The 24,679-nt window shown below is 70.3% G+C and carries 21 protein-coding genes; 10 read left to right on the top strand and 11 right to left on the bottom strand.

Going from position 1 to position 24,679, the window contains the following annotated elements:
• Window positions 1–13: 13 nt before the first annotated feature.
• From FL344_RS10090 to FL344_RS10060, 7 genes are all read right to left on the bottom strand, one after another.
• Window positions 14–1,798: a GAF domain-containing protein gene (locus FL344_RS10090; protein WP_141618363.1), complete on the bottom strand. Its 1,785-nt coding sequence runs from the start codon at window positions 1,796–1,798 to the stop codon at window positions 14–16.
• An 87-nt stretch (window positions 1,799–1,885) separates the two neighbouring features.
• Entirely contained in the window at window positions 1,886–3,343 is a 1,458-nt protein-coding gene (locus tag FL344_RS10085; RefSeq protein ID WP_141618362.1) for a CHASE2 domain-containing protein, read from the bottom strand.
• Between the two features lie 72 nt (window positions 3,344–3,415).
• Window positions 3,416–4,582, bottom strand: a complete 1,167-nt coding sequence (locus FL344_RS10080) for a FecR domain-containing protein (protein WP_255508187.1) — start codon at window positions 4,580–4,582, stop codon at window positions 3,416–3,418.
• Entirely contained in the window at window positions 4,582–6,393 is a 1,812-nt protein-coding gene (locus tag FL344_RS10075) for an OmpA family protein (protein WP_228564920.1), read from the bottom strand. Before FL344_RS10075 ends, FL344_RS10080 begins: the two co-directional genes overlap by 1 nt.
• Window positions 6,394–6,577: 184 nt before the next feature.
• The gene (locus tag FL344_RS10070; RefSeq protein ID WP_228564919.1) at window positions 6,578–6,958 is read right to left on the bottom strand and encodes a response regulator; all 381 of its coding nucleotides are present in this window, start codon (window positions 6,956–6,958) and stop codon (window positions 6,578–6,580) included.
• Window positions 6,959–7,044: 86 nt separating this feature from the next.
• On the bottom strand, window positions 7,045–8,436 hold the full coding sequence (locus FL344_RS10065) for a sigma-54 dependent transcriptional regulator (RefSeq protein ID WP_141618358.1): 1,392 nt from the start codon (window positions 8,434–8,436) through the stop codon (window positions 7,045–7,047).
• Window positions 8,433–10,556, bottom strand: a complete 2,124-nt coding sequence (locus FL344_RS10060) for a PAS domain-containing protein (RefSeq protein ID WP_141618357.1) — start codon at window positions 10,554–10,556, stop codon at window positions 8,433–8,435. Before FL344_RS10060 ends, FL344_RS10065 begins: the two co-directional genes overlap by 4 nt.
• A 194-nt stretch (window positions 10,557–10,750) precedes the next feature.
• On the opposite strand from FL344_RS10060, the gene FL344_RS10055 reads away from it, so the two are divergent.
• Window positions 10,751–11,941 carry a fatty acid desaturase gene (locus FL344_RS10055; RefSeq protein ID WP_141618356.1) on the top strand — a complete coding sequence of 397 codons (1,191 nt, stop codon included), beginning with the start codon at window positions 10,751–10,753 and terminating at the stop codon, window positions 11,939–11,941.
• Window positions 11,942–11,960: 19 nt separating this feature from the next.
• Here FL344_RS10055 and FL344_RS10050 read toward each other — a convergent pair whose 3' ends face one another.
• Window positions 11,961–12,641: a phosphoribosyltransferase gene (locus tag FL344_RS10050; RefSeq protein ID WP_141618355.1), complete on the bottom strand. Its 681-nt coding sequence runs from the start codon at window positions 12,639–12,641 to the stop codon at window positions 11,961–11,963.
• Between the two features lie 177 nt (window positions 12,642–12,818).
• Window positions 12,819–13,040, bottom strand: a complete 222-nt coding sequence (locus tag FL344_RS10045; RefSeq protein ID WP_141589891.1) for a hypothetical protein — start codon at window positions 13,038–13,040, stop codon at window positions 12,819–12,821.
• Window positions 13,041–13,276: 236 nt separating this feature from the next.
• Here FL344_RS10045 and FL344_RS10040 point away from each other — a divergent pair, with 236 nt between their 5' ends.
• The 6 genes from FL344_RS10040 to FL344_RS10015 all read left to right on the top strand — a co-directional run bounded on the left by FL344_RS10040 (window position 13,277) and on the right by FL344_RS10015 (window position 20,242).
• A complete protein-coding gene (locus FL344_RS10040; protein WP_228564918.1) occupies window positions 13,277–14,464 on the top strand; it encodes an SRPBCC family protein in 1,188 nt (395 codons plus the stop codon).
• A gap of 258 nt (window positions 14,465–14,722) precedes the next feature.
• Window positions 14,723–15,613, top strand: coding sequence for a LysR family transcriptional regulator (locus FL344_RS10035; protein ID WP_011554250.1), 891 nt, complete (start codon window positions 14,723–14,725; stop codon window positions 15,611–15,613).
• A gap of 296 nt (window positions 15,614–15,909) precedes the next feature.
• Window positions 15,910–16,614 carry an ABC transporter ATP-binding protein gene (locus FL344_RS10030; RefSeq protein ID WP_141618353.1) on the top strand — a complete coding sequence of 235 codons (705 nt, stop codon included), beginning with the start codon at window positions 15,910–15,912 and terminating at the stop codon, window positions 16,612–16,614.
• Between the two features lie 10 nt (window positions 16,615–16,624).
• Window positions 16,625–18,052: a DUF3526 domain-containing protein gene (locus FL344_RS10025; RefSeq protein ID WP_141618352.1), complete on the top strand. Its 1,428-nt coding sequence runs from the start codon at window positions 16,625–16,627 to the stop codon at window positions 18,050–18,052.
• 20 nt (window positions 18,053–18,072) lie between these two features.
• A complete protein-coding gene (locus FL344_RS10020) occupies window positions 18,073–19,488 on the top strand; it encodes a DUF3526 domain-containing protein (RefSeq protein WP_194863065.1) in 1,416 nt (471 codons plus the stop codon).
• A 271-nt stretch (window positions 19,489–19,759) separates the two neighbouring features.
• On the top strand, window positions 19,760–20,242 hold the full coding sequence (locus FL344_RS10015) for a MerC domain-containing protein (RefSeq protein WP_194863064.1): 483 nt from the start codon (window positions 19,760–19,762) through the stop codon (window positions 20,240–20,242).
• A 32-nt stretch (window positions 20,243–20,274) separates the two neighbouring features.
• Here FL344_RS10015 and FL344_RS10010 read toward each other — a convergent pair whose 3' ends face one another.
• Complete coding sequence (locus FL344_RS10010; protein ID WP_194863063.1) at window positions 20,275–20,517, bottom strand: di-heme oxidoredictase family protein; 243 nt, start codon at window positions 20,515–20,517, stop codon at window positions 20,275–20,277.
• A gap of 456 nt (window positions 20,518–20,973) precedes the next feature.
• Here FL344_RS10010 and FL344_RS10005 point away from each other — a divergent pair, with 456 nt between their 5' ends.
• From FL344_RS10005 to FL344_RS09995, 3 genes are read left to right on the top strand one after another with little or no spacing between them, the layout of a single operon-like run.
• Window positions 20,974–22,164, top strand: a complete 1,191-nt coding sequence (locus FL344_RS10005; protein WP_141618348.1) for a sensor histidine kinase — start codon at window positions 20,974–20,976, stop codon at window positions 22,162–22,164.
• Complete coding sequence (locus tag FL344_RS10000) at window positions 22,139–22,852, top strand: response regulator (RefSeq protein WP_141589900.1); 714 nt, start codon at window positions 22,139–22,141, stop codon at window positions 22,850–22,852. The genes FL344_RS10005 and FL344_RS10000 overlap by 26 nt, the downstream gene beginning before the upstream one ends.
• Window positions 22,849–23,955, top strand: coding sequence for a sensor histidine kinase (locus tag FL344_RS09995; RefSeq protein WP_141589901.1), 1,107 nt, complete (start codon window positions 22,849–22,851; stop codon window positions 23,953–23,955). The genes FL344_RS10000 and FL344_RS09995 overlap by 4 nt, the downstream gene beginning before the upstream one ends.
• A 26-nt stretch (window positions 23,956–23,981) precedes the next feature.
• On the opposite strand, the gene FL344_RS09990 is transcribed toward FL344_RS09995, so the two are convergent.
• On the bottom strand, window positions 23,982–24,679 hold a 698-nt coding region (locus FL344_RS09990), incomplete at its 5' end, for an energy transducer TonB (RefSeq protein WP_194863062.1).

Raw genomic sequence — 24,679 nt, 5'->3', positions numbered from 1 at the left:
GTTCCAGCGTGGCTCATGCCAGCCGCCGCGGCCGGTGCTCCGTCTTGGCCCGGATGAGCGCTGCCTGGGCTCGGGCCAGCGTCCCCTGAGGGTCTTCCTCACCCTCGACGGTGACGGTGGCGGACACCACATCGGGTGCGCCAGGGGGGTCGCGCAGCTTCTGGTGCAATGCTTCGGCCCGCGCCGCGTCCACGCCTGGAAGGGCCAGGAGGAACGTCCCACCTTCCCAGCGCACCGCGAAGCCTCCCGGGACGCCCAGGGCTTCGGTGATGCGGGCTCCGTCTCGCAGCGTGGCGTCCCCCGCGTCGAAACCTCGAGTCGCGTTGATGCGCCCCAGCCCCACCAGGTCCGCGAGCAGCACGCTGAAGGGCATGCCATCCCTGCGGCAGCGGCCAATCTCGCGCAGCACCCGTTCCTCGCCCGCGCGCCGCGACACCAGTCCCGTCAGCGCGTCCACCCGGTGTTGCCGCTCCCGCTCCTCACGGGCTGGCCGGGTGTGTCCGATGTCGGCGAGCGTCAGCATCTGCGCCATGCCGCCAGGGATGGGGAAGGGCCGCGCCACCCAGCGCAGCCGGTGCGGCTGGGGCCGCTCCAGGACCAGCGTCAGGCGGAGGCCTCGGGACGATTCGGAGGCCAGGTCGAGCTGCCGCAGCGTGCTCGCCGGGTCCGCGGTGAGTCCCGCGACGTGCTGGCAGAAGGCATCGAACGTCATGGCCGGGAAGGGCGCCGGCGGCAGGCCCAGCAGGTCCGTCATCGCGGTGTTGCACGCGTGCGGTTTGCGTCCAGGCGCTACGACCAGGGCCGCTACATCCAGGGCCTGCACCGCATCACGCAGGAGCCCCAGGGCCGACGCTTCGGTGAGCGCGGGCTCTGGCTGGGCCTTTCCGGTGGCCGGTTCCATCCGGGCCCGTTGTTCCAGGTCCTCCGCGACACGGTTCGCGAGCTCCCGCAGCGCGGCCAGGTCCTCGGCTCCCAGGACGAGCGGGCGCGTGTCGATGACGCACAGCGAGCCCAGGACTTCGCCCGTGGACGTCAGCAGCGGTGCGCCCGCGTAGCTGCCCACGATGCCGTCGCGCACCAGCGGGTTGTCACGGAAGTAGGGATGGCGCCGGGCGTCCGGTACGACGAGCGGCTCGCGCCCCTGCACCACGTGGTGACAGAACGCCCAGTCACGAGGCGTGCCCCGGTCCTTCGCGAGGGTGGGGGGCAGGCCGACGTGGGCCTTGAACCACTGGCGCTCGCCCAGCACCAGCGTCAGCAGCGCCACGGGAACACCGAAGGCCTGGGCGACCTCCTTCACGAGCTGCTGGAGCTCCGCCTCAGGCGGTCCGTTGTCGACCAGGTGCATGGCCGCGATGCTCGCCAGCCGTTGCCGCTCCTGCTCCGCGGCCCCCTCCGCCGAAGGCGGCTGTGGCGCGAGCTGTCCTGCGAGTACGCGACGCAGCGTGTCCCGCATCACCTCCGAGGAGGCCCGGCGACTGAGCAACGCATGGATGCCCAGCGCCTCCTTGAGCTGCCATGCGCGGACGCGCAGCTCGTCGAAGGCAGTGACCACCACGACCTGCGTTGCGGCGGAGTCCTCCTGTTCCCGAAGCCACGTCAGCAACGCGAATCCATCCAGCAGGGGCAGCGCCAGGTCCGTGATGAGCAGCAGGGGCGCACCGCGCTGGCGCACGACATCTTGGGCTCCCGCTCCATCCTTGGCGACGACGCCTTCCAGGCCTTCCTCCGTCATCAGGGACAAGAGGCCAGCGGCTCGCTGTGGGTCGGGCTCGGCGATGAGGGCGTAGCGGCGCATGCAGGAGCGAGGATGCTGCCACGGCTGCTGCCTGGCTCAAGGCTTCGTGTGGCGCGGGTTCGCCCGGAGCGTTTGTTTGGCTAGTCGCTAGTCCTGGTGCATTGCGTCGGCGCGGGCGCGCTGGGCGTCTCGCTGCGGCGCCGCTGGCTCCACGGATGCCTGGGGGTAGCGGATGAAGAGCCGGCGGAGGGCGCCGCGCTGCCGGCCCATCTCCTGCGCGCGCGACGCCGCATCCACCACCAGCATCAGGATGAGGCCCACCCACGCGGGGACCAGGGGAATGACCCAGCCCGGGTCCGACGCCAGCCACGCCACCAGCGCCGTGTGCAGGACGGCCAGCGTCACCGCCCATCGGAGGACCGCGCCGGACGTGCGCGCGCGCCGGCAAAGCCAGACGAAGGCAGCGAGCACCGCCGCGGTCTCCAGAATGCCCAGCAGCGCCACCAGTCCCGACGAGCGCATCAGCCGGCCCGACCGCAGGTTGTCCAGGGCGAAGGCGTGAATCTCCACGCCGGGCACCGCCACCTGGCCGGGCAGGGTGCTCTGGCCATGCAGCCCCGTGGCGGTGACACCCACGAACACTGTCTTGCCTCGCAGCGCCAGGTCCAAGCCCACCGAACGCGGGTCCGCGTGGAGCAGGTCCGCCAAGCTCACCCGGGGCAGCCAGTTGGGCGCGGGCAGCCGCATCAATGGCGCGCCGTGGTCCACTGCCGCCAGCTCACGCAGGGGCTCCGCCCGTTCGGGCGTCAGGTGCAGCGCGGTGGCCAGTGCCAGCGAAGGCCAGGCCTGTCCGCTCACGCCCACGGCGTAGGGATATCGACGGATGACGCCGTCACCGTCCACCAGCATGTTGAGGGTTCCACTGCCCCGAGCCGCCATGCGCAGGGGCGCGATGCTCCCCGCCACCTCCTGGGCCTGGAGCCGCAGCGCGTGGGCGGGCAGGGCCAGCGGCGTGCCCAGGGCGCCATCCTGGAGGGGCGCCATCACTGGGACGTCGCCCGTGAGCGCCGCGGCACCCAGGACGACACCGTTCCCTTCCGAAATCGCTTCGGCCAGCCGGGCATCGCCGTCGCGCGCGAGGAGCCGTGCCTCCAGGTCCGCCGCCAAGGCTTCACCCGCGGGCTGCTCCGTCAGTCCGGAGCGGCGGAGCGCCTCCAGGATGTCCTCACCCAGTTCCAGCGCGTCACGCGGCCCGGGCTGGTCGAAGACGACGTCCACCGCCACTGCGGAGGGGCGCTGGGCGGCGAGCGCGTGGAAGGCGCGGGCCCACGTGGTGCGTGACAGCGGCCAACGCTCGTTCAGCGTCGCGAGGGCGCGATCATCCACTTCCACCAGCACCAGGTCCGCGCTCGGCGGCACGGCGGGCAGCAGCCGGCTCACGGCCTGGTCATAGAGCGGGCGCTCCAGGAAGCCCGGTGCGCCACCGGTGGCCGCCGTCACCCCCGCCAGCGCGATGCCCACGCACGCACCCAGCACTCGCAGTACTGCGGGCGAGGGCAGACGGAGGCCGTCGCGGCGGTGGGGCTCGGCGGGACTGGAGTCCATGGGCGGGGGCCTGCTGGAGGGCAGGGCCTGGCCATCATGCGTGCGCGGATGGGCGCACGCAACGCAACTGTCTCAGGGCTGGACGTCGAAGGCGTAGATCTTCGAGGGTACGCCCACGAAGCCGTCTCCGTCCACGGCCATCACCCGCCAGAACCACTTGCCCTGGCGGGGCCCGGGAATCGCCAGCTCCGGGCTCGCGCTGTCATACGTCTGGACGCTCGCGGCGAAGTCCGCCGTGCGAGCCACCTCCACGCGGTATGTCGCGGCGCCCTCCAGCGTCCGCCAGGACACCTTCGGGGCCGTGGCGAACGCGCCTCCTCGAGGGCCCACCAGCGTGGGCGCTGGCAGCAGCGGGCGAGGCGGCTCCGGTGGTGAGCCCGGCTTCGCGCGCGAGCCATGTCCGCCCGACACCTCGACCTCGGCCTGCTCCGCGATGAGGACCACCTTGCCTTCCAGCGTTTCCAGACGGCTGGTGCCGTCGTCCTGGGCCGACACGCGGAACCGGGTGCCCCGCACACCGGCCACCGCGCCGCGCGTGCGGACCTCGAAGATGGAGCCCGCGCCACCCGGCGCCGCGTCCGTCTCCACGGTGCCTCGCAGCAAGTCCAACTGCACCTTGCGCTGGAGGTTCGCCATCAGCTCGATGGCGCCCACCTTGATGAGACTGTTCTCCACCACGCGCACCATGCTGCCGTCCGCCAGGGCCAGCTCCGCTCGGGCTTCCGCGCCGGTGCGCAGCAGCTCGCCCGGGTAGAGCGAGTCACCCACCGTCCGCGCGAGGAGCTGGGCTTCCGTCGCGCCGGCCTCCACCGCGCCGCTGGCCGCCCGTAGCCGGGCCACCGCGGGCTGGGCGGGCCGCTCCACGTAGGCGAACTGGAGCTGTGCGGGCTCGCCCTCCACGGACGGCGGCGCCATGGCGGACACGCGCGTGCGGGGCACGCCCGCCGCCACCAGCACATCCGCGGCCCGTTTCGCCGCGGCCAGGCCCCGGCCGTCCAGCCTGTCCGCGTCCGGAAGCTTCGCCGCCACCGTCACGGAACGGATGGCGGGGCGCGCCAGGAGCGCCTGGGCCACGTGCCTCAGGCACGCGTCCGTCTCCGCGCCCTGGGGCGCCAGCGGCTGGCCGAACACGATCCGGCCGCTGTCGAAGCGCAGCCCGCCGCACGGCGCCGGCGTCTGCGCGGCGAGCGCGGGTGGACCCGCCAGCATCACCGCCATCATCCAAGGGGCTGTCCGCATCAACGCGTGCCTCCTCCCGTCGAAGGCTCGGCGACCTTCATGATGTTGAACTCGACGCGCCGGTTGTTCTCGCGCCCCTTGGCCGTCTCGTTGGTGTCGACTGGCTTCGCCTCACCATAGCCCACCGCGTCCAACCGCTGCGCCGCGATGCCTTCCTTCACCAGGAAGGCCACCACGTTCCTCGCCCGCCGCTGGGACAGGTCCAGGTTCTTCGTGTCGTTGCCCTGGTCATCCGTGTGGCCTTCCACACGGACCAGCAGGATTCGCGGGTTTGCCTTGAGCGTGGCGGCCACCTGCCGCAGCAGGCCGTGGGACCTGGCCAGAATCACGTCCTGGCCGGTGCCGAAGTACACCTTGTCCAGGATGACGATGCGCGCGCCCTCCACGCGCACTTGTGCCTTGCCCTGGTCCGGGCAGCCGTCGTCATCCTTCACGCCGTTGATGGTCTCCGCCTCCAGCGGGCACTGGTCCACGGCGTCCGGGATGCCATCCTGGTCGTTGTCGGGGTCGGGGCAACCGTCCTCGTCCTCGAAGCCGTCCAGGTCCTCCGGCTCGGTCGGGCACAGGTCCTCCGCGTCGACGACGCCATCCTTGTCGGTATCCACCGGCGCGGGTGGCAGCGCCAGGGGTGCCGGGGCCGGTGCGGGCTGGCCCGCCTCGGTGGGCGGCTGGTGGGCGTTCGGGTCATCCGGGCAGCCGTCCTCGTCCTGGAATCCGTTGAAGCTCTCCGGCTCGGTGGGGCACACGTCGGTGACGTCGGGGATGCCGTCACCGTCATCATCCGGGTCCAGGCAGTTGTCGTCGTCCTGGAAGCCGTCGAAGTCCTCGGGCCCCAGGTCGCAGACCGGCGCGGCGGAGGCGGGGCCGCCCTTGGATTCGAATGGCGTCCAGGCCACACCCGCGAGCAGGCGGAAGGACGGGGTGCCATAGCCCCGCGACAGGCCCGGGCCCGCGCCCACATGCGCGGCCAACCCCGGAGTGAAGCGGTACTTCAGCGCGGCCAGGACTTCCATGGGCCGCTCCTCGGCGCTCGTCTCCTTCAGGCTCAGCGCGCCCGCCAGGGTGGCCTGCGCCGTGAGGGCCTGCGTGAGGGGCACCTTGGCGCCCACCGCGTAGGCGAACTCGTTGCCCACGCGGAGGTTGCGCAGCTGCTCCTCGCGGCGGACGTTGAAGCCCACGTTGGCCAGCAGGCGGACGGCGGTGGTGGCCCACTCCGCCACGAAGCGCGGCTGGAACGTCACCGTGTCCGAGCCCAGGAACTTCGAGCCGCCGCCCGTGGGCAGCGTCAGGGGCGCTGTCACCGCCAGGTGGATGCCGCTGTCGGTGGAGAGCAGGCGGACCTTCGGCACCAGCCGCAGGTCACCCACGCCCGTGGTCCCCACGCCGTTCGACAGGTCCGGCGCCACCGCGGCGGCGGGTTCCGACGTCGTGTGGGAGATGGGCAGCGCGACGCCAAGCTCCACCCGGTCGAACAGGGAGATGGCGCCCATCAGGTCCAGCGTGAGCTGGCTGTCCACGATGCGGTAGAGGAACCGGTCCGCTCGCGGGTCCACGAGGTTGAGCGGATCATTCGCGTAGTTGAGCGACGCGCCCAGGTTCCAGGAATGGTGCGGCGCGATGCGCGCGCCATGCATGCCGAGCACGTCATAGGCACCCGGGGCCGGCTTGTACTGCTGCACGTCGATGGCCTGCGACGCCGCGGGTTGGGCGCTGGCGGTGGCAGAAGCCACCAGCAACAACGGGGCGGCGAGCCGTGTCACGCGGCGAAGGAAGCTGCGCGGTGAGGACCGCGTGAAGTGAGGAAAGAGCATGGAGGGTCGAGGCTGGGACGGGCCCCGCCGAGGAGCCGCGAAGGTTGTCACCGGCGGATGACTGACTCAAGAAACGATGAGCCGTCGGTGTCTCAGTTGCTCAGGGCCGTCCCGGCGACATGCAACTCGATGACGCGTCGTCGCGCGGAGCCTGGGGGTTCGCACGCGGCGGCGGGGGCGCGAACTACACGGCGGCAGCGGCGAGCAGACGTGACACGTGCTCAGCCAGCGCGGGCAGCGGCTGCGGCTTGGAAAGCACCAGGTCCACGCCCAGCGCCTGCGCGCGGTCGGTGAGCTCCTGGGTGGCGAACGCCGTCAGCAGCACCATCCGCGTCTGGGGCGTGTAGCGGCGCACGAAGTCCGCCAGCATCAGCCCTTCTTCGGAGAGCGTTCCGCTCAGGCGCAGGTCGCTGATGACCAGGTCGTAGCGGCCCGTCGTCATCAGGTCCAGGGCCTCGTCCAGCGCGCCAGCCGAGTCCACGCGGTAGCCGGCCCCGGAGAAGAACTGGCCCAACACCCAGCAGAGGGAAGACTCGTCGTCGACGATCAGGATGTTCTGAGCCACTGAGCGGGCCCCCAAGCAAGCTCAGGGCCAGAGACAGGCTTGTCTCGGTTCCAAGCAAATTCGGGTGCTTGCTCCCGCGCAACGGCTCAAGACTGCTTGCTGCGTCCAGACTCCGGATCCGGTTTCTGGAATCCGGACCGATTGATGCCCAGGCGCTTCAGCCGCTCGTAGAGGGATGACCGGGGGATGCCGAGCCGCGCGGCGGCGCGCTCCACGTGGCCATGCTCGCGGCGGAGGATGCGCTCGATGTGGCGGCGCTCCAGCTCCTCGAGGGTGAGGTGGTCGTCGGCGTCGGAGGCGGGCTCACCGGCGGTGGCCTCGAAGCGCAAGTCTCCCCGGGACAGGGGCCCGCCGCCGGACAGCAGCACCGCGCGCTCCAGCACGTTGCGCAGCTCGCGGATGTTGCCGGGCCAGGCGTAGCGGGTGAGGGCCGTCTCCGCGTCGGGTTGCAGCCCCACGCCGCCGCGGCCCCGAGCCGCGCCCAGCTCCGCCAGGAATTGGTGCGCCATCCCGACGATGTCCTCGGGCCGCTCACGCAGCGGGGGGACATGGAGGATGAGCGTGCTGACGCGGAAGTAGAGGTCGCTGCGGAACCGCTTGTCCCGGGCGGCCACGGCCAGGTCCTGGTGCGTGGCCGCGATGAGGCGCACGTCCACGCGGCGGTCCCTCACGTCGCCCAGCCGCCGGAAGCGCTTCTCCTCCAGCACCTTCAGGAGCTTGGGCTGGACGGCCGCGTCCATGTCGCCAATCTCGTCCAGGAAGAGGGTGCCTCGGTCGGCGACCTCCAGCAGGCCCTGCTTGGCGGCCACCGCGCCGGTGAAGGCGCCCTTCTCGTGGCCGAACAGCTCCGAGTCGAGCAAGTCCTTGGAGAGCGCCGCGCAGTTGAGGTCCACGAAGGGCGCGTCCTTGCGCGGGCCGCCTTCATGCAGCCACCGCGCGAGCACGCTCTTGCCGCTGCCCGTCTCGCCGGTGATGAGCACCGGGCTGTCGCTTTCGATGATGCGTTCGGCCTGCGCCTGGAGCGCGCGGATGGCGGCGCTGCCACCCATGAAGGGGTTCACCGTCCCACGGACGATGCGCGAACGCTCCGCCAGCAGCCGCTGCCGCTCGCGGCGCTGCGACACCAGCCGGTCCAGCACCACCTTGAGGACGGCCAGCTCCACCGGCTTGGTGAGGAACTGCTCGGCGCCTTCCTTCACGGCCTGGACGGCCAGCTCGATGGACCCATGGCCGGTGAGCACAACCAGGGGCACCGAGGCGTCGATGTCCTTGAGGCGCGGCAGCAGCTCCAGCGCGGTGCCGTCCGTGAGCCGGTAGTCCACCACGGCCACGTCCGGACGCGAGGTGCGGAACGCCTCCTGCGCCTCGGCGAGGCTGGTGGCCTCGTCCACGTCGAACCCATGGGCGGTGAGGAAGCCTCTCATGCCCAGTCGGATGCCGGGCTCGTCGTCCACGAGAAGGATTCGGGTGCGCGTCATGAATTCAGGGAGTCTACGTGCTGGGTTGATACACGCGAAGAAACAGCAGGAAGCAGCAGTGTGACTTCCGCGCCGCCCTCCGGGTGATTGCGCAAGCGGATGATACCCTGATGCTCCTCCAGGATGCGTTGGACGATGGACAGGCCCAGCCCCGTGCCGCCGCGCCGCTTGCTGAAGAAGGGCTCGAAGACATGGGACAGGTCCTCCTCGCGGAAGCCCGGCCCACCGTCGCGCACGGTGCACCGCACCCAGGCCCGGCCCGCCTCTTCCACTTCTTCCGTCGCCACACGCACCGCGCTGCCCGCTGGTGAATGCTGCACCGCGTTCTCCACCACGTTGCGAAACACGTGAAACAAACGCCGGGCGTCCATGCGAACGCAGGGCAGCTCCGCCGCCAACTCGCGCTTCACATTCACACCGGCGCGCTCACTGGCCAGAGCGCACGCGGAGAGTGCATCCACCACCACCGAGAGCACGGGACCTTCCACCCATTCACCGCGGGTGGGGCGGCCGTACTCGAAGAGCTCCTGCGTGAGGTGGTTGAGGCGCTTCACCTCGCCGCGCAGCACGTCGACGTAGGGCTTGAGCTCCGCGCGCGCGCCGAAGGTCGCCTCCACCGCGTCGACCACCGCGGAGATGGAGAAGAGGGGGTTGCGGACCTCGTGGGCCACGCCCGCGACGATGGCGCCCATGGCGGCCATCGTCTCACTGCGCCGCAGGCTGGCCTGGAGCTCCAGGAGACGCGTCACCTCCGTGGCCACCAGGATGATGCGCGAGTCCTCGCCGCCCGCTTCTTCCACCCACGTGGCGGACACCTCCCACGTGCGGCGCGATACCGGGTCGCCCAGCTCGCGGGTGGCGCTGGCGCGGGTGCGGCGCAGCTCCTCCACCAACGGCAGTGCGTGCGACCAGGGTGGGGCACTGGCCGCGGTGAACAGCGGCTGGCCGGACGGGTCCATGCCTTCGAAGAGCGCGATGGCGGCGGCGTTGAGGCGCTGGACGGTGCCATCCGCCCCCAACACCATCAGCGGCGAGGCCACCGCGTCGAAGGTGCGGCGCCATTCCTGGGCGGAGCGGCGGAAGCTGTCATGCAGGCGCTGGCGCAGGTCATCCGCGAGCCGCCGGTCGGTGATGTCGGTGACGACGCAGCCGACATGCAGCTCCGCCTGCGCATCCAACGCGGAAGCGGCGGCGCGGCTGCGCACCCAGCGCACGCGGCCGTCGGCGCAGATGATCCGGTGCTCCAGCTCCGCCTCGGCGCCGGGGGCCAGGCCCTCGATGCTGGCCCGGTAGCGGGCGCGGTCCTCGGGGTGGATCATCTCCGCCCACAGCGGCGGCGGTCCGCCATCCGGCGCGGGCTGGACGAACGCGGAGGCGGCATAGCCGGTGGTGCGCTCGATGACGGGCGTGCAGTAGAAGTCGCGCAGTCTCCCGCCGCGCAGCTTGCCGCCCCACAGGTAGTCCGGCAGCGAGCGCGTCAGCACATCCAGCCGGCCCTCGTGCTCCTGGAGGCTCTTCTCCGCGCGCATGCGCTCGGTGAGCTCGGACATCGCGGCGATGACGCCCAGCACCTCGCCGTTCGCGCCGCACACGCGCAGATAGCTGCCGAACCAGAAGCGGCTCTCGCCCGGCGCGGCGGGCGTCTCCACCTGGAGCAGGGTGTCCTGGAGGGAGGCCCCCGTGGTGAGCGCCAGTTGGAGGCGCGGAGCGATGAGCTTGCCCAGGTCGGGCATCACCTCGGTGACGTGCCGGCCCAGGTGCCGCTCCGCGGGCAGGCCATGCATCGCCGCCAGGGCCGTGTTGATGTGAACGTAACGCAGCTCTCGGTCGAAGAAGGCGAAGCCCACGGGCGTCACGTCCATGACGGCTGCGCGAAGCGCGCTGGCGTCATCCGCGCTGCGCAGGGCGGCGTCCCGTGCGCGGTGAGCGCGCTCCCGGGTTCGCAGGAGCAACAGCGCCAGGGTGCCGCTGATGAGCAGCCCCACCGCGGCGGTGAGGAGGACGCGGGCAGGGGGGCTCACCGCCCCGGAGTAGCTCCAGACTCCCTCGACTGCCGCGGAGAGAGTCGTGGCCACGAGGACGGCCAGCAGCAACTGTCGACGGGAAGGAAACTCGTGCATGCGGTGGGCGGCGAGCGCGGGAGCTTAACCGCAATCCCCGCACAGACGGTGGCTCGTCGGGCATTGGCGTGCCGCCCTGATGGTGTCGCGGACGAGGGAACGGGCCCAGGGATGTCCACATCCGGAATATTAGGGCCTGGGACTAGATTGGTGGCGGCCAACCTGGATGCCCTCACCGAGATGCCGATTCCATCATGACCCTGGCAGTCCCCCTGCTCGTCGACGAAGTGCCGCGGACATCCCTTCCCACCTCCCACCCCCACGTACTCGCCGAGCCGGAAGCCTTCGCCCAGGACCTTCAGGCGCTCAAGCAGGAGTTGGAGTCTTCACTCGGCGAGGCGGACCTGGCGCACGCGCGGAAGATTGAACGCTGGGGCCGGGCCTGTTCCGCGCTGGGCTACGCGACGGCGTGGCTGATACCCAATCCCGTGTCGGCGCTGCTCATCGCGCAAGGCAACACGGCGCGCTGGACGATGATGGCCCATCACATCACGCACCGGGGCTACGACAAGGTACCGGGCGTGCCGGCGCACTACACGGGCAAGCGCTTCGCTACCGGGTGGCGCCGCTTCCTGGACTGGCCGGACTGGATTCATCCCCAGGCGTGGCGGCATGAGCACAACGTGCTGCACCACGGACACACGGGGGAGACGGCGGACCCGGATCTGGTGGAGATGAACACGGAGTGGCTGCGCCAGTCGCGCATGCCCCTGCTGGCCAAGTACGCGCTGGTCGCGTTCTTCGCCTGCACGTGGAAGGTGACGTACTACGCGCCCAATACGTTCCTGGAGTGGCGGCGCTTCGAACGCAAGCGCGCGGGAGGGCCAGACGAATCAGGCACACTGCCCCTCATCACCGCCTTCAACCCGTTCACCGTCGAAGGCCGTGCCTTCTGGTGGACGTGCCTGCTGCCCTACGCGGGCCTGCGCTTCGTGCTGCTGCCCGCGCTCTTCGCGCCACTGGGCGCGTGGGCCGTCCTCAGCGTCTTCGCCAACAGCGTCTTCGCGGAAGTGCTCACCAACATCCAGAGCTTCGTGCTGATTGCGCCCAACCACGCGGGGGACGACCTCTACCGCTTCGAGGGCCGGGCGCGCAGCGGCGCGGAGTTCTCCGTGCGGCAGGTGGTGGGCTCGGTGAACTACGCCACCGGAAACGACGTGGTGGACTTCCTCCACGGCTGGCTGAACTACCAGATCGAGCACCATCTCTGGCCCAGCCTGCCCATGACGCGCTACCGGCAGGCGCAGCCCAAGGTGAAGGCGCTGTGCGAGAAGCACGGCGTGCCCTACGTGCAGGAGAGCGTCTTCCGCCGCGTGAAGCGGTTGGTGGACATCATGGTGGGGCGGACGTCCATGCGCGCATGGGGGCCGACTCCGCGCGGCTGAGGTCCGCGAGGCGCCGGGCTCAGGCGGAGGGCTGTGTTTCGCTGGCAGCCCCTTCCCGGGTTGCCTCGGCGAGCAGGGCGCGCACCTCGTCGTCCTCCGTCTGCGCGAAGTCGCGGTACCACAGGCCCACGGAATAGAAGGGCTTAGGCATGCGGACGCAGACGACCTCGTCCGCCACCTGGGCCAGGCTTTCGCAGGACTCGGCCGCGGCCACGGGCACGGCCACGATGATGGCCGCGGGCTCCAGGAGCCGCAGCGCCGCCACGGCCGCCCGCATCGTCGTTCCCGTGGCCAGCCCGTCATCCACCAGGATGACGGTGCGCCCACGCACGTCGGGGAGCGGCCGGCCTTCCCGGTAGCTCTCTTCACGCCGCTGGAGCTCCACGGCCTCGCGGCGGGCCGCGGCTTCAATCTGTTCGCGGCCGATGTTCAGCTCGTCCAAGACCTCGCGGTTGAGCACCCGCACGCCCCCGGAGGCGATGGCGCCCATGGCCAGCTCCTCGTGGCCGGGCGTGCCCAGCTTGCGGACCAGGAAGACATCGAGCGGCACTCCGAGCTTCCGCGCGACTTCGGCGCCCACGGGCACGCCGCCCCGTGGCAGCGCCAGCACCAGGGTGCCGGGCTGCCGCGCATGGCGCAGCAGGTGGTCCGCGAGCACGCGGCCCCCCTCATAGCGGTCCTGGAATTCGGGCTCTCGCATACCGCCACTCCTCGCCGCTCCCTGGAATGGAACGGGCGCTCGTCAGGAGAAAGTTGGCCACGCCGGTGGCCTCGTGGAACGGGACGGGCGTTCGTGCTGGCACCCGTCGCTCGCCTGGGCTCCCGCCTTCCCACCGCGGGGGCGCGGCGTGCCCGTCCGCCGCGCTCCCGGTGTTGCTCACGCGATGATTTCTGGCCGCCCAGGCTGATTGGGCACCGGCGGGTCATGAATGCCGGGTGGCTTGATTTCGGGCGGCTGCGGCGGCTCGATTTCCGGCGGCTGGCGCGTGGGCGGGTCCTTCTGCGGCGGCGCCTGCGGCCCGGGAGGCTCACGCCCGGGCTTCTTGTCGGGGTCGGGGTCCTTCACGGGCGAGTCAGGTGTCGTCGGTACCTCGGGCATGCCGTGTTGCTCCTCTCGGGTTGACCAGCACGAAAGACAGTGGGCACGCCCGAGCCTGCGGGCACCGTCCTCGTTGCCCAGTCAACGCGAGGACCTCCGGGCCCCGGGCCGCCCGGTTGGTGATCAGCCATCCCCCGCGGACGCGAGCGAGGCAGCCCCTTCCCGTCTGCTGCACCGCGCCATCGCCGCCGTCACGTTCCGTGGAGCGAAGGACACGAGCCAGAAGGAGGCGGACGATGAAAGCTGCCCTATGGGGAATCGGTGGCGCGGGGCTGGGTCTGGGGCTGATGTACTGGACGGACCCACGCAGTGGCCGCTGGCGCAGGTCCCATCTGCAGGGGAAGGCCGTCCACGCGGCGCATGAGGCGGGAGGCGCGGTGGGTGTCGTCGCTCGGGACCTCTCGCAGCGATCGCGCGGTGTCTTTTTCGAATCGATGCGCAAGCTGCACCGGGAACCGGTGGAGGACCTTGTCCTGGAGGAACGGGTGCGCTCGGCCCTGGGCCGGGTGTGCTCGCATCCCGGAGCGATTCGCGTGATGGCTCGGGATGGCGTGGTTCGGTTGGAAGGCCCCATTCTTCGCGAGGAGCTCGGGCGCGTGCTGCCCCGCATCGGCAAGGTGCAGGGGGTGCATGGGCTGGACAACCAGCTTGTTCCGTATGCGGAGGGCTCAGCGCACCCGGCGCTGCAAGGAGGCACCATGCGCTCGGGTGAGTCGAGGCCCTTCTTCCAGGAGCACTGGTCGCCGTCCGAACGGCTCTTCGGGGCGCTGGGCGGCCTGACGCTGACGGCCTGGGGGCTGGGGCGCCGGGGAGTGACGGGAACCCTGGCGACCCTGGGCGGCGTGATGCTGAGCACGCGGGCCTTTACGAACATGGGGCTGCGGCGGCTCACGGGGATGGGCGCGGGACGGCGGGCCATCACCCTTCACAAGGACATCAACGTGAACGCGCCGGTGGAGGAGGTGTTCGCCTTCTGGAGGGAGATGCAGAACTTCCCCCGGTTCATGACACACGTGGATGAAGTGATTCCGGGCGTGGAGGGCCGCTCGCACTGGAAGGTGCGCGGGCCCGCGGGGCTGCACTTTGAATGGGACGCCGTCGTCACGAAGTTCGTGCCCAACAAGGTGCTGGCCTGGAAGAGCGTGGAGGGCACGGCGGTGGAGAACCTGGGCGTCATCCACTTCGAGTCCACGCCGCGCGGCGGCACTCGGGTGGACATCCGGCTGTCCTACAACCCGCCAGCGGGGGCCATTGGCCATGCCTTCGCGAAGCTGCTGGGCGCGGACCCGAAGAAGCAGATGGATGACGACCTGCTGCGCTTCAAGTCGCTGCTGGAGCGGGGGAGGGCCACCGGCCGTGAGACGGTGACGCGCGAGCAGGTCGCGCCCCGGCGTATGTCGTCCCGGGGCCCCCTCACTCACTAGGCGGTGCCGGCCCCGGCGCTTCAATCCATCCCTGAGTCGCTGGGGCTCCGTTTCCCGACTGGGGCTCGTAAAGGAGGCGCCGTGCGCGGCGACCATTCAGCGGGCCATCACCTGCCACGTTCCAGTTGTCCGGCCGCTTGGCGACTCCAGTGGGCGCGCGACGTGCGCTGACTGGACCACCCGGCGTGCTCTGGCACAATGCGGAATGTCTCGTGACTCCCTTCGGACGCACCGGAGGCAACGTGTGCAGGGGGCGCGATGCGGCTCGACCTCGCGGATCTTCGCTTGTTCCTTTGCATCGTGGATGCGGGGAGCATCACACAAGGTGCCCAACGCGCGAACCTGACGCTGGCATCCGCGAGCGAGCGTCTGCGCAGCATCGAGGATGCGGTGGGCGTCAAGCTGCTCGAGAGGCGGCCTCGGGGCGTGGTGACGACCGAGGCCGGTGACGCACTCGTGCACCACGCTCGGTTGATCCTGCATCAACAGGAGTTGTTGAAGGATGAGTTGAATGCGTTTGTTTCAGGCCGGCGCGGCACCATTCGCCTCTATGCCAACACCGCGGCGCTGACCGAGTACCTGCCCGAGAAGCTGGCGCCATGGCTTGCCAGACACCCGAGGCTGAACATCGACCTGAGAGAGCGAACCAGCGCGGATATCGTCAAGGCGGTCGAGGCGGGTCTGGCGGAGGCCGGATTGATTTCGGACGCCGTGGAGACAGGCACGCTTCAAGTCCGCCCGTTGGAGCCCGCCCCCCTGGTGCTCATCATCCCCGCCGGGCACCCGCTGGCCGCGTCCAAGAGCCTTGCGCTCCGTGATGTGTATCGGGAGCCCTTCGTCGGCCTCGCGGCCGAGAGCGCCTTGCAGGAGCACATTGACGGGCACGCACGTCGCGCGGGATTCGACGTGTCCTTCCGCGTCCGGATGAAGGGCTTCCGGGGGCTGTGCGAGATGGTGTCTCACGGCGTGGGCCTGGGCATCGTCCCGGAGCGTGTTGCCAACCGGCATCAGCGGGAGGGCACCTATCGGAAGGTGCCTCTTTCGGAGGCCTGGGCCCAGCGCCGGCTCTGTGTCTGCTTCCAGGACTGGGACGGCCTGTCCTCTCCTGTTCGTGCGTTGCTGGAGTATCTGCTCGGTGGGGGAGAATGACGGCGCGCCCGTGTCATGGGCGCCCGGTGTTTTGCCGCGGAGCACTCCCAGGTCTTGCGAGCACCCAGCGCGGCCATCGCCATGGCGCGCGAGCGCACGGTCACGCTCGGGTCTGGCGCGTTGGCGATGAACGCGACGTAGGGTGAAAGCGCCTCGTTTCCATCACCGCCAGCACGTTCGACCTCCCGGGTCCGGGAATCCCCGAGCCCTGTCGCATGCCAGGAATGCTGCCAGGGAGAGGTTGATGATGCAATCGAGTTGCGTTTGTTGTCGGGTCTTCGTTATGGGGATGGCCCATGCTTGAAGCGAAGAAGCTGTCCAAACGTTATGGCGAGCACCTGGCCCTGGAGTGCCTGGACCTGTCCATCGGGGCGGGCGAGGTGTTCTGCCTGCTGGGGGCGAACGGGGCGGGGAAGACCACCACGCTGAACCTCTTCCTGGGCTTCATCACCCCCACGCAAGGCGAGGCACGCGTCGCCGGGTTGGAGGTGCAGCAACACGAGGCCCACGTGCGTGGGCTCCTGGCGTACGTGCCCGAGTTGGTGATGCTCTACCCTCGGCTGACAGGCCGGGAGAACCTGGCCTACTTCAACACCCTGGCGGGCCGCCCGGCGCTGTCCGCCCAGGAGTCCAGCGGGTGGTTGGCGCGCGCGGGGCTGCAACCGGGGGCGATGGACGTCCCCGTTGGCCGCTATTCGAAGGGCATGCGGCAGAAGGTCGGCATCGCCATCGCGCTGGCGAAAGGCGCGCGGGCCTTGCTGTTGGATGAGCCCACGTCGGGGTTGGACCCACTGGCGTCCAACGAGCTCTCCGAGCTGCTCCTTCGCCTGAGTGGTGAAGGCATGGCGGTGCTCATGGCGACGCATGACCTGTTCCGCGCGAAGGAGTCTGGCACGCGGGTGGGCATCATGAAGTCGGGCCGGCTGGTGGAGACGCGCGCCACGCGGGATCTGGGGCACGCGGAGCTGGAGCAGCTCTATCTGGCGCACATGCGTGGCTGAGGACCGACGAATGATTCGAGCCATCGCCCGAAAAGAGTGGATGGAGCTGTCTCGCGACGGACGCTTCCGGGTCGCGGGAGCCCTGGTGTTCTTGCTGGCCAGCGTGGGCATCGCGGTCGGCGCGCTCCATGTCCGGGACTCCCGTGCCGAGCGCGAAGCGGGTGCTCGCCTGACGCGACAGCATTGGTTGGAGCAGGGAGAGAAGAACCCGCATTCGGCCGCGCACTACGGTGTCTGGGCGTTCAAGCCGGAGTCAGTCCTGGCCACGTTTGACCGCGGCGTGGAGCCGTATCTGGGCGTCGCCGTCTACCTGGAGGCGCACAAACGGAATGCCACCCAGTACCGTCCCGCGGCGGACTCCACGGCGGCGGCACGCTTCGGAGAGCTCACGGGGGCCGGGGTCCTCCAGCTCCTGCTGCCCCTGCTTATCATCCTGCTGACCTACTCCGCGTTCACCGCCGAGCGGGAGCAGGGAACGCTGCGCTTGCTGTTGAGCTCCGGAGTGCGTCGTCATCAGCTCGTGCTGGGCAAGGCCCTGGGCGTAGGGCTGGCGCTCGCGTCGCTGCTGGTGCCCCTCTTCATAGTGGCAGTGGTGTTGGTGGTGGGCCTGGGCGGCGGAGCGGGCGTCTCGCCGGGCGAGCTGCTGGGCCGTCTGTCAGGGCTGGCACTGGGGTATGGGCTGTACCTGTCGGGCTTCGTGTTCCTGGGGCTGGCGGTCAGCGCGTGGGCGCGGACCTCCCGGGGGGCGTTGGTGGTGCTGCTGGGCGCGTGGATGGTCAACGCGCTGCTGGTGCCCCGGCTCGCGGTGGACGCGGCCCGGGCGTGGGCGCCGGTGCCCACGGCGCAGGACTTCGCGCGGCAGTTGGCGGAGGACTACGAGAAGGGCCTGAGCGGTCATGACCCGGCGGACCAGCGACAGGCGGCGCTCGAGCGCGAGACGCTGGCGCGCTACGGCGCGGCGTCCCTGGAGGCGCTTCCCGTCAACTTCCGGGGCATCGCGCTCCAGGCAGGGGAGGAGTACAGCAACCGGGTGGGCGCGCAGCGCTTTGGCGAGTTGGAGACCCGCTACGGTGAACAGGAGCGACTGCACCGCTTCTTCGCGCCGCTGTCTCCCATGCTGGCGCTGCGGCACCTGTCGGCGTCGCTCGCACGGACGGACCTGTCCGCGCACCTTCGCTTCGCGAAGCAGGCGGAGCAGTACCGGCAGAGGCTGGTGAAGCAGATGAATGACGCCGTCACGTTCCGCTCGAAATACGGCGATGCGAACTACAAGGCGGACGCGTCGCTGTGGCGTGAGGTGCCGGAGCTGAGCCTGGACGAGGAGCGGCTCTCGGATGCGCTGGGCGCGCAGGTGCCGGAGCTTCTCCTGCTGGGCCTCTGGCTGGCGTGGACCACCCTCTTCGCGCTGCGCGCTTGCGCACGCCTGAGCGCCGTCTGAGGCACGACGAGACCATGAACATGTCATTGCTTCGACACGAGTGGTTCCTGCTCCGGAAGGACCGGATGCTCGCCTTCTCCGCCGCGCTTCTGCTCGGCTTGATGGCGTTGGGCCTCTACAACGGTTGGCGTTTCACCCGGGACCTGCGGACCTACCAGCAGCGCCTCGTTACCCAGGAGACGGAGCGGCGGGCCCGTCTGGCGGAGGAGGCGGAAGCCTTGCGCCAGGGGCGAGGGCCGGAGCTGCCGCCCTGGAAGAGCCCGGCGATGCCGGTGCCCGTGGGCAACACGCTCGTCCAGCCCGAAGCCCTGCTCCCTCCGGGACCGCTGGGCGCATTCACCGTGGGGCAGATGGACCTGTTGCCGTCCGCCTACCAGGTGTCGCTCCAGGGGCGCCTCACGGACTTCGCGCGTGACACGCTGGAGCACCCGGTGCACCTGGCGACAGGAACGTTGGACCTGTCGTTCGTGCTGCTCTACCTGCTGCCCCTGTTCGCGCTCGCGTTCTCCTTTGACCTGGTGTCGCGTGAACGCGAGGACGGAACGCTTCGGCTGGTGCTCGTGCAGGCCACGGGCCTTCGCGGCTGGGCGCTGCGAAGGCTCGCGGTCCGCGCGGGTGTCCTGCTGGGCCTGTGCGTGCTGGCGGGCGTCGCCGGCTACGCGCTGACGGGCGGGGCAGGGGGACTGGGGCGGTTGGCGGGCTGGCTGACGTTGGTGGTTGGGTACGGTGCCTTCTGGTTCGCGCTGGCGCTGGCTGTGAATGCGCGGGCCCTGAGCTCCGCCACCAATGCGCTGGTGCTCGTGGGGGCGTGGCTGGTGTTGGTGGTCGTGGTGCCCGCGGTGGCGCAGCTCGGCGTGAGTGGGCTGTATCCGGTGCCGTCCCGCGTGGCGCTGGTCGGGGCCACGCGCGAGGCGTCGCTGGAGGCGCAGAAGCGCGGCAGCGAGGTGCTGTCCGCCTACTTCGAGGACCATCCGGAGCTGGCGCCCAAGGGGGCCAAGGCGGAGGGGTACTGGCCCACGGCGTTGGCCGTGCAGGACGAGGCGGCCCGGGCGACCGCGCCCGTGGTGGCGGCCTTCCAGTCTCAGTTGGAGCGGCAGCAGGATGCGCTGGGTGTGCTGCGCTTCCTGTCTCCTGCGCTGGCTTTCCAGCAGGCGCTCCAGGACGTGGCGGGCACGGGAGGCTCGCGGCACGAGCACTTCTTGCGACAGGTCGACCACTTCCACACCACGTGGCGTGAGGCGCTGCTTCCTCGCGTCTTCTCGGGCGCCACCTTGGGGGCCGCGGAGCACGCGCGGCTGCCTCGATTCGCCTATGTCGAGCAGCCAGGCACCGACGTCGTGCCCCAGGTGGCGCTGGGGCTCTTCGCGCTCGTGCTGCCGACGCTGCTGGCGTTGGGGCTGGGCCTGGCATGGTTGGCACGGCCTCGCATCGCTTGAGCGTGTGGCCGTAGTCGTCGTCGCGGTTCGCGGCCCGCGCGGAGGGAATCCTCGCGGGCCGTTGCGCTGTGCCTCAACGGTGCGGTCATGCGCGGTGCGCGAGGTTCAGTGCGGAGCGGCGCTCGTAGCGCCTGTGTGACGTGGCTGGCTGGTACCTCCCGAGTGTGGGCGCGCGTCACGTCACGCCGCACATGGGCACGTGCGTCTCTGGATTGTCGAACAACGCGGCTCCGGAATTCACTGGGGCCGGCTTCCCCCTGGAATGACTGTGATGCGCTCCTCCTCTTCCTCCGTTCCTGATGCGGCCTGCGACTGCGCCCATCACCGGGCTCAAGCCGCCACTGACCCGAACGAGCCCGTGAAGGTGCCGGGAGGCCGCTGGTCGATGCTGGTGCCGTTGCTGGCGTGCGCGGTGTGCCCCACCTGCCTGGCGACGTATGCGCAGGTACTGTCGTTCCTGGGCGTGGGACTGTCGCTGACGGAGTCCGCGCACCAGGTGTTGCTCGCCGTAGCCGTCACCGTGTCATTGGCCGTGAGTGGCTGGCGGTCGCGGCGTTTGCGGCGGGTGGGCCCACTGCTGGTGACGGCCGCGGGGTGCTCGCTCCTGGTGCTGGGGCATGCACTGGAAGAGGACCCGGCGCTGACGTGGAGCGGGGTGGCGGTGTTGCTCGCGGGGGGCCTGTGGGAGCGCCGTGTCTGGCGCCGGCTCTTCACCCGCGGTTCCGCATGCGAGCGTCCCGCCGCCCAGCCCTGAGCGGGCGGGACGGCGGGACTCCGGAGCGGCGTTCAGAGCGTCTGGAGGAACGCGAGCAGGGCGTCTCGCTCCGGCGCGGAGAGGGCTCCGTAGGTGCGCCGTGAGGACTCCGCGTCGCCGCCATGCAGGGTGACGGTGCTGGCGGCGCCGTCGTGGAGGTCGGGTGCATCGGGTTCCGTGGGAGTGGAGGTGCTGCTGCACGCCGAGCTCAGCGGGAGCAGGGCCGAGGTGAGCGTCCACCAAAAAAAATACGTCCTCGTGCTGCTGAAATTCATGGTGCCTCGTAGGAGAGGCATCCTGGTTGTTGCAGACGTGTTTCATTTGCAGTGCGCATGGTGAATTGGGCGGTGTCGTCCCCGCCCGGAACGGAGCGGCGCGGACAAGAGTTCTCTGTTGTCGGGATTTTCCATGAGCCCACGCGCGCAAACCTTGCGCATAGAGGGTCTCGATGTCGGATGTGCGCACATCTTGCGTGCGTCCTCGGGGTTTCCTCCGTGCTCAGTCGCTGGCCTGGGGCTTGCTGAAGCGCTCTCGCCGGGCCGGAATGACCTGGCTCCAGGAGCCTTCATGGCCATTTGCGGTGAGCCACAGGCGGTCCAGGTCATGTTCTCGGCGGAGTTCTTGGACTCGCGGGTCGTGGCCCCTGGGCGGCGTGCCGAGCCAGCGCGAAGCGGGGGAGGAAGTTCCTGCGCTCAGGCGTTCAGCGCGGATAGGCTCTTACCCCAGGACTCATGGCGGAAACCTTGTTCGAGGAATTGAAGCGGTACGTGGGGTTCGGCTCGGCGGACGAGCAGGCTCTCGTGACCTTGCACGCCACCGCGAAGCCCCACTTCGCGCGCTTCGCTCGCGTCTTCTACGACCGCATCCTGGAGCATGAAGGGGCTCGGCAAGCGCTTGAAGGGGGCGAGAGCCAGGTGGGCCACCTGCGCGGCACCCTGCAGGTGTGGATGGACCAGCTCCTCCGCGGCCCCTGGGACGAGGCCTACTACGCGCTGCGCTGCCGCATTGGCCGCATGCACGTGCGCATCGCCTTGCCGCAGCACTACATGTTCGGCGCGATGAACATCTTGCGGCAGGAGTTCAACAGCCACATCGACGCCACCTACCTGGAGCAGCCCGCGGCGCTCCGCGCGGCCCGCTCCGCGGTGGGGAAGATTCTCGACCTGGAGCTGGCCATCATGCTCCACACGTACCGGGAAGATCTGCTGGCGCAGCAGGCGCGCAGCGAGCGGCTGTCCACCTTTGGCCAACTGGTGGGTTCCATCGGCCACGAGCTGCGCAATCCGCTGGGCGTCATCGAGACGTCGCTCTACATCCTGCGCGGACGTCCGGGCGCCGTGGACGAGCGCACGATAAAGCACCTGGACCGCATTGGCGACCAGGTGGGCATCGCCAATCGCATCGTCTCCGACCTGCTGGACATGATTCGGGACCGGCCCCTGCACCTGCAGGAGGTCTGGTTGGACGAGGTCTGGCAGGAAGCGCTCAAGGCCGTGCAGCGGCCCGACACTGTCGTCGTGAGCGCGGAGGGACTGACCTCATTGCCCGCGGTTCAAGGAGACGCGGGGCAGTTGCGCCAGGTGTTCGTGAACCTGCTCGACAACGCCGTCCAGGCCCTGGAGGAGACGGGCGGGACGGTGTCGCTGTCCGCCGCCACGCCCGAACCGGGGATGGTGGAGCTGGTGCTGGAGGACTCCGGGCCGGGTGTCAGCGACGTCATCCGCCGCCGCCTCTTCGAGCCGCTGATGACGACGAAGGCGCGCGGCATCGGGCTCGGGCTCGCGCTGGTCAAGCGCATCGTGGAGCGGCATGGAGGGAGCATCGCGTATGTTCCCCGTCCCGGAGCGGGTGCGCGCTTCGTGATTCGGCTTTCCCTCGTCGCTTCGGAGGAGACGCATGCGCCAGTACCTCCTGCTGGATGACAACCTGGCGTTCGCGGAGAACCTCGCGGAGATTCTGCGCGACGGCGGGGACGCAGCCACTGTCGTCACGAGCGGTGACGAGGCCGTGCGGTTGGCGCGCACCACGCGCTTCGACGTCCTGCTGACCGACATGCGCATGCCCGGCATGAGCGGCGCGGACGCCGTGCACCACCTCCGCCGCGTGGATCCGGGCCTGGCCGCGGTGGTCATCACCGCGCACCCACGCCAGGATGACTTGGAGACGGCCCGGCGCGAAGGTCTGCTCGCGGTGCTGCCCAAGCCCGTGCCCATCCCCACGTTGGTGGAGCTGCTGTCCGGTGCTCGCCGGGATGGGTTGGTGGTGCTGGTGGAGGACGACCCGGCGCTGAGCGACAACATCGCCGAGCTGCTGCGCGCGCGCGGCTTCTCCTGTGTGACGGCGGCCTCGGTGCTGGACGCGGACCGAATCCTCTGCGTGCAGCCCTTCGCCGCGCTGGTGGACCTGCGCGTCCCCGGTGGGCCGGATGGTGAGGCCCTGCGACGGCTGCGCGCGCGCTATCCGCACCTGCCCACGTTCGTCATGACGGCCTATCCCGACGCGGCCCCGCTTGACGGGACCACGGGCGTCTTCTCCAAACCCTTCGACCCAGGCGCGCTGATGGAGGTGCTGGAAACGGCGCACGCGGCACGCCCCACCCACGCCTCATGAGCGAGCCCACCTCTCCGTCCCGTCCGTCCGTCCTGGTGGTGGATGACAACGCGGCCTTCCTGGACAACCTGGAGGAGTTGCTCGGGGACGCGGGCTACGCCGTCCGCGGCGCGTCCAGTTGCAAGGCGGCGCGCGAGCGGGTCCGGGAGGGCTTCGACGTGGCGCTGGTGGATCTGCGCCTGCCAGACGGAGATGGGACGGCGCTGGCTGCCGAGCTGAAGGCCGCGTCGCCGGACTCGGAGGTGGTGTTGCTCACGGGCTTCGCCACGTTGGAGACGGCGGTGGCCGCGGTGCGGGCGGGCGCGTGTGCGTACCTGATGAAGCCTTGCGCGCCGCAGGAGCTGCTGCTGACGCTGGAGCAGGCGATGCGGCAGGTGCGCCTGCACGCGGAGAAGCGCGAGCTGGCACGGCGCGCCCAGGTGACGGAGAAGCTGGCGGCGGTGGGGACGATGACGGCGGGCCTGTCCCACGAAATCCGCAACCCGCTGAACGCGGCGGCGCTCCAGCTCTCCGTCCTCGAGCGGCGTCTACGGCGTCTTCCGGATGGGCAGCAGGCGCCCTTGCTGGAGCCGCTGCTGTTGGTGCGCGATGAGATTCGCCGCCTGGACCACATCCTGGAGGACTTCCTCCAGTTCGCGCGGCCTCGCGAATTCCGTCCCGCCTCCGTGGACGTGAACGAGCTGCTGCGGCGGGTGGTGGACCTGCTGAGCGGACAGGCCGCGTCCCGCAAGGTGTCGCTGGAAGTCTCGCCACGCGAGTCGCCGGTGCCGTCGGTGGCGGGCGAGGAGGAGCGGCTGCGTCAGGTGCTCATCAACCTGTGCCTCAACGCACTGGAGGCCACGCCAGCGGGAGGCACCGTGACGCTTTCCGCGGGTCACGAGGGCGGGCGCGTGTGGCTCACCGTGGACGACAGCGGCCCGGGTATTCCCCAGGAGGTTCGGGATCGCATCTTCGAGCCCTTCTTCACCACGAAGGCCCAGGGCTCGGGGCTGGGGCTGTCCATCGTCCATGCCATCGTCACGCAGCATGGCGGTTCGCTGGAGGTGGACTCGGCGCCCGGTGGGGGCGCTCGTTTCATCCTCCGGATGCCGCTGGCGGGGTAGGGCCCGTCAGCGGAAGGCGGGAGGCGCTACCGCTGCGCCGTCGGGCTGTGGAACTCGAAGGCGTCGCAGTCGTCGCACGTCCCTGGGGCCGCGGCGCCCACCACATCGGAGAGGTCGAGGCCCGCGAAGTGCCGGGACTCGTGCATTCCGCCGCCCGGCTCCTTCGTGAACCAGATGTCGAAGACGTAGCGCACGGCCACGGGCCTCCCGTTGAGCGTGGCGGGCTCGTAGCGCCAGGTGGAGAGCGTGCGGATGACGCCTTCCTCCAGGCCCCGCAGGCCCTGGATGGGCTGGCAATCGGTGACGGAGCCCTGCGTGGTGATGATGCAGCGGGCCACCACCGCGCCCTTGGGGAAGCCTCCGAAGTGGGACTGAATCCCGTAGGCGATGCTGGGAAGGTGGATGCGCTCGCCCGAGAGGAACCGGGGCGGGGTGATTCCGGGCCGGAGCGTCTTGACGGGAGCTGACGCCTTCATGGCCTTGTAGACGGCGTCGAACGCGGAGGCGCGCGAGGGCGCCGGCGCGGAGGCGACCACCCGGGGCAGCTCGGAGGCGTGCTCGTCGGCGTGCGCCGAGGCCGCCTCGGCCAGGGTGGCGTCGGGCGACTCCTGGGATGCGTCCTCGAGCAGGACGGGCGCGGTGGGCTCAGCGTCGAGCGAGTAGGGCACGCGCGACAGCTCCGTGCGGGCAATCGTCCCCGTGTCCGGGATGAGGAGGGGGGCGG

It is taken from the genome of Myxococcus sp. AB036A (assembly GCF_006547355.1).
GTDB classification, from domain to species: domain Bacteria; phylum Myxococcota; class Myxococcia; order Myxococcales; family Myxococcaceae; genus Myxococcus; species Myxococcus virescens.
This window is presented reverse-complemented; position numbering and strand designations above follow the sequence as displayed.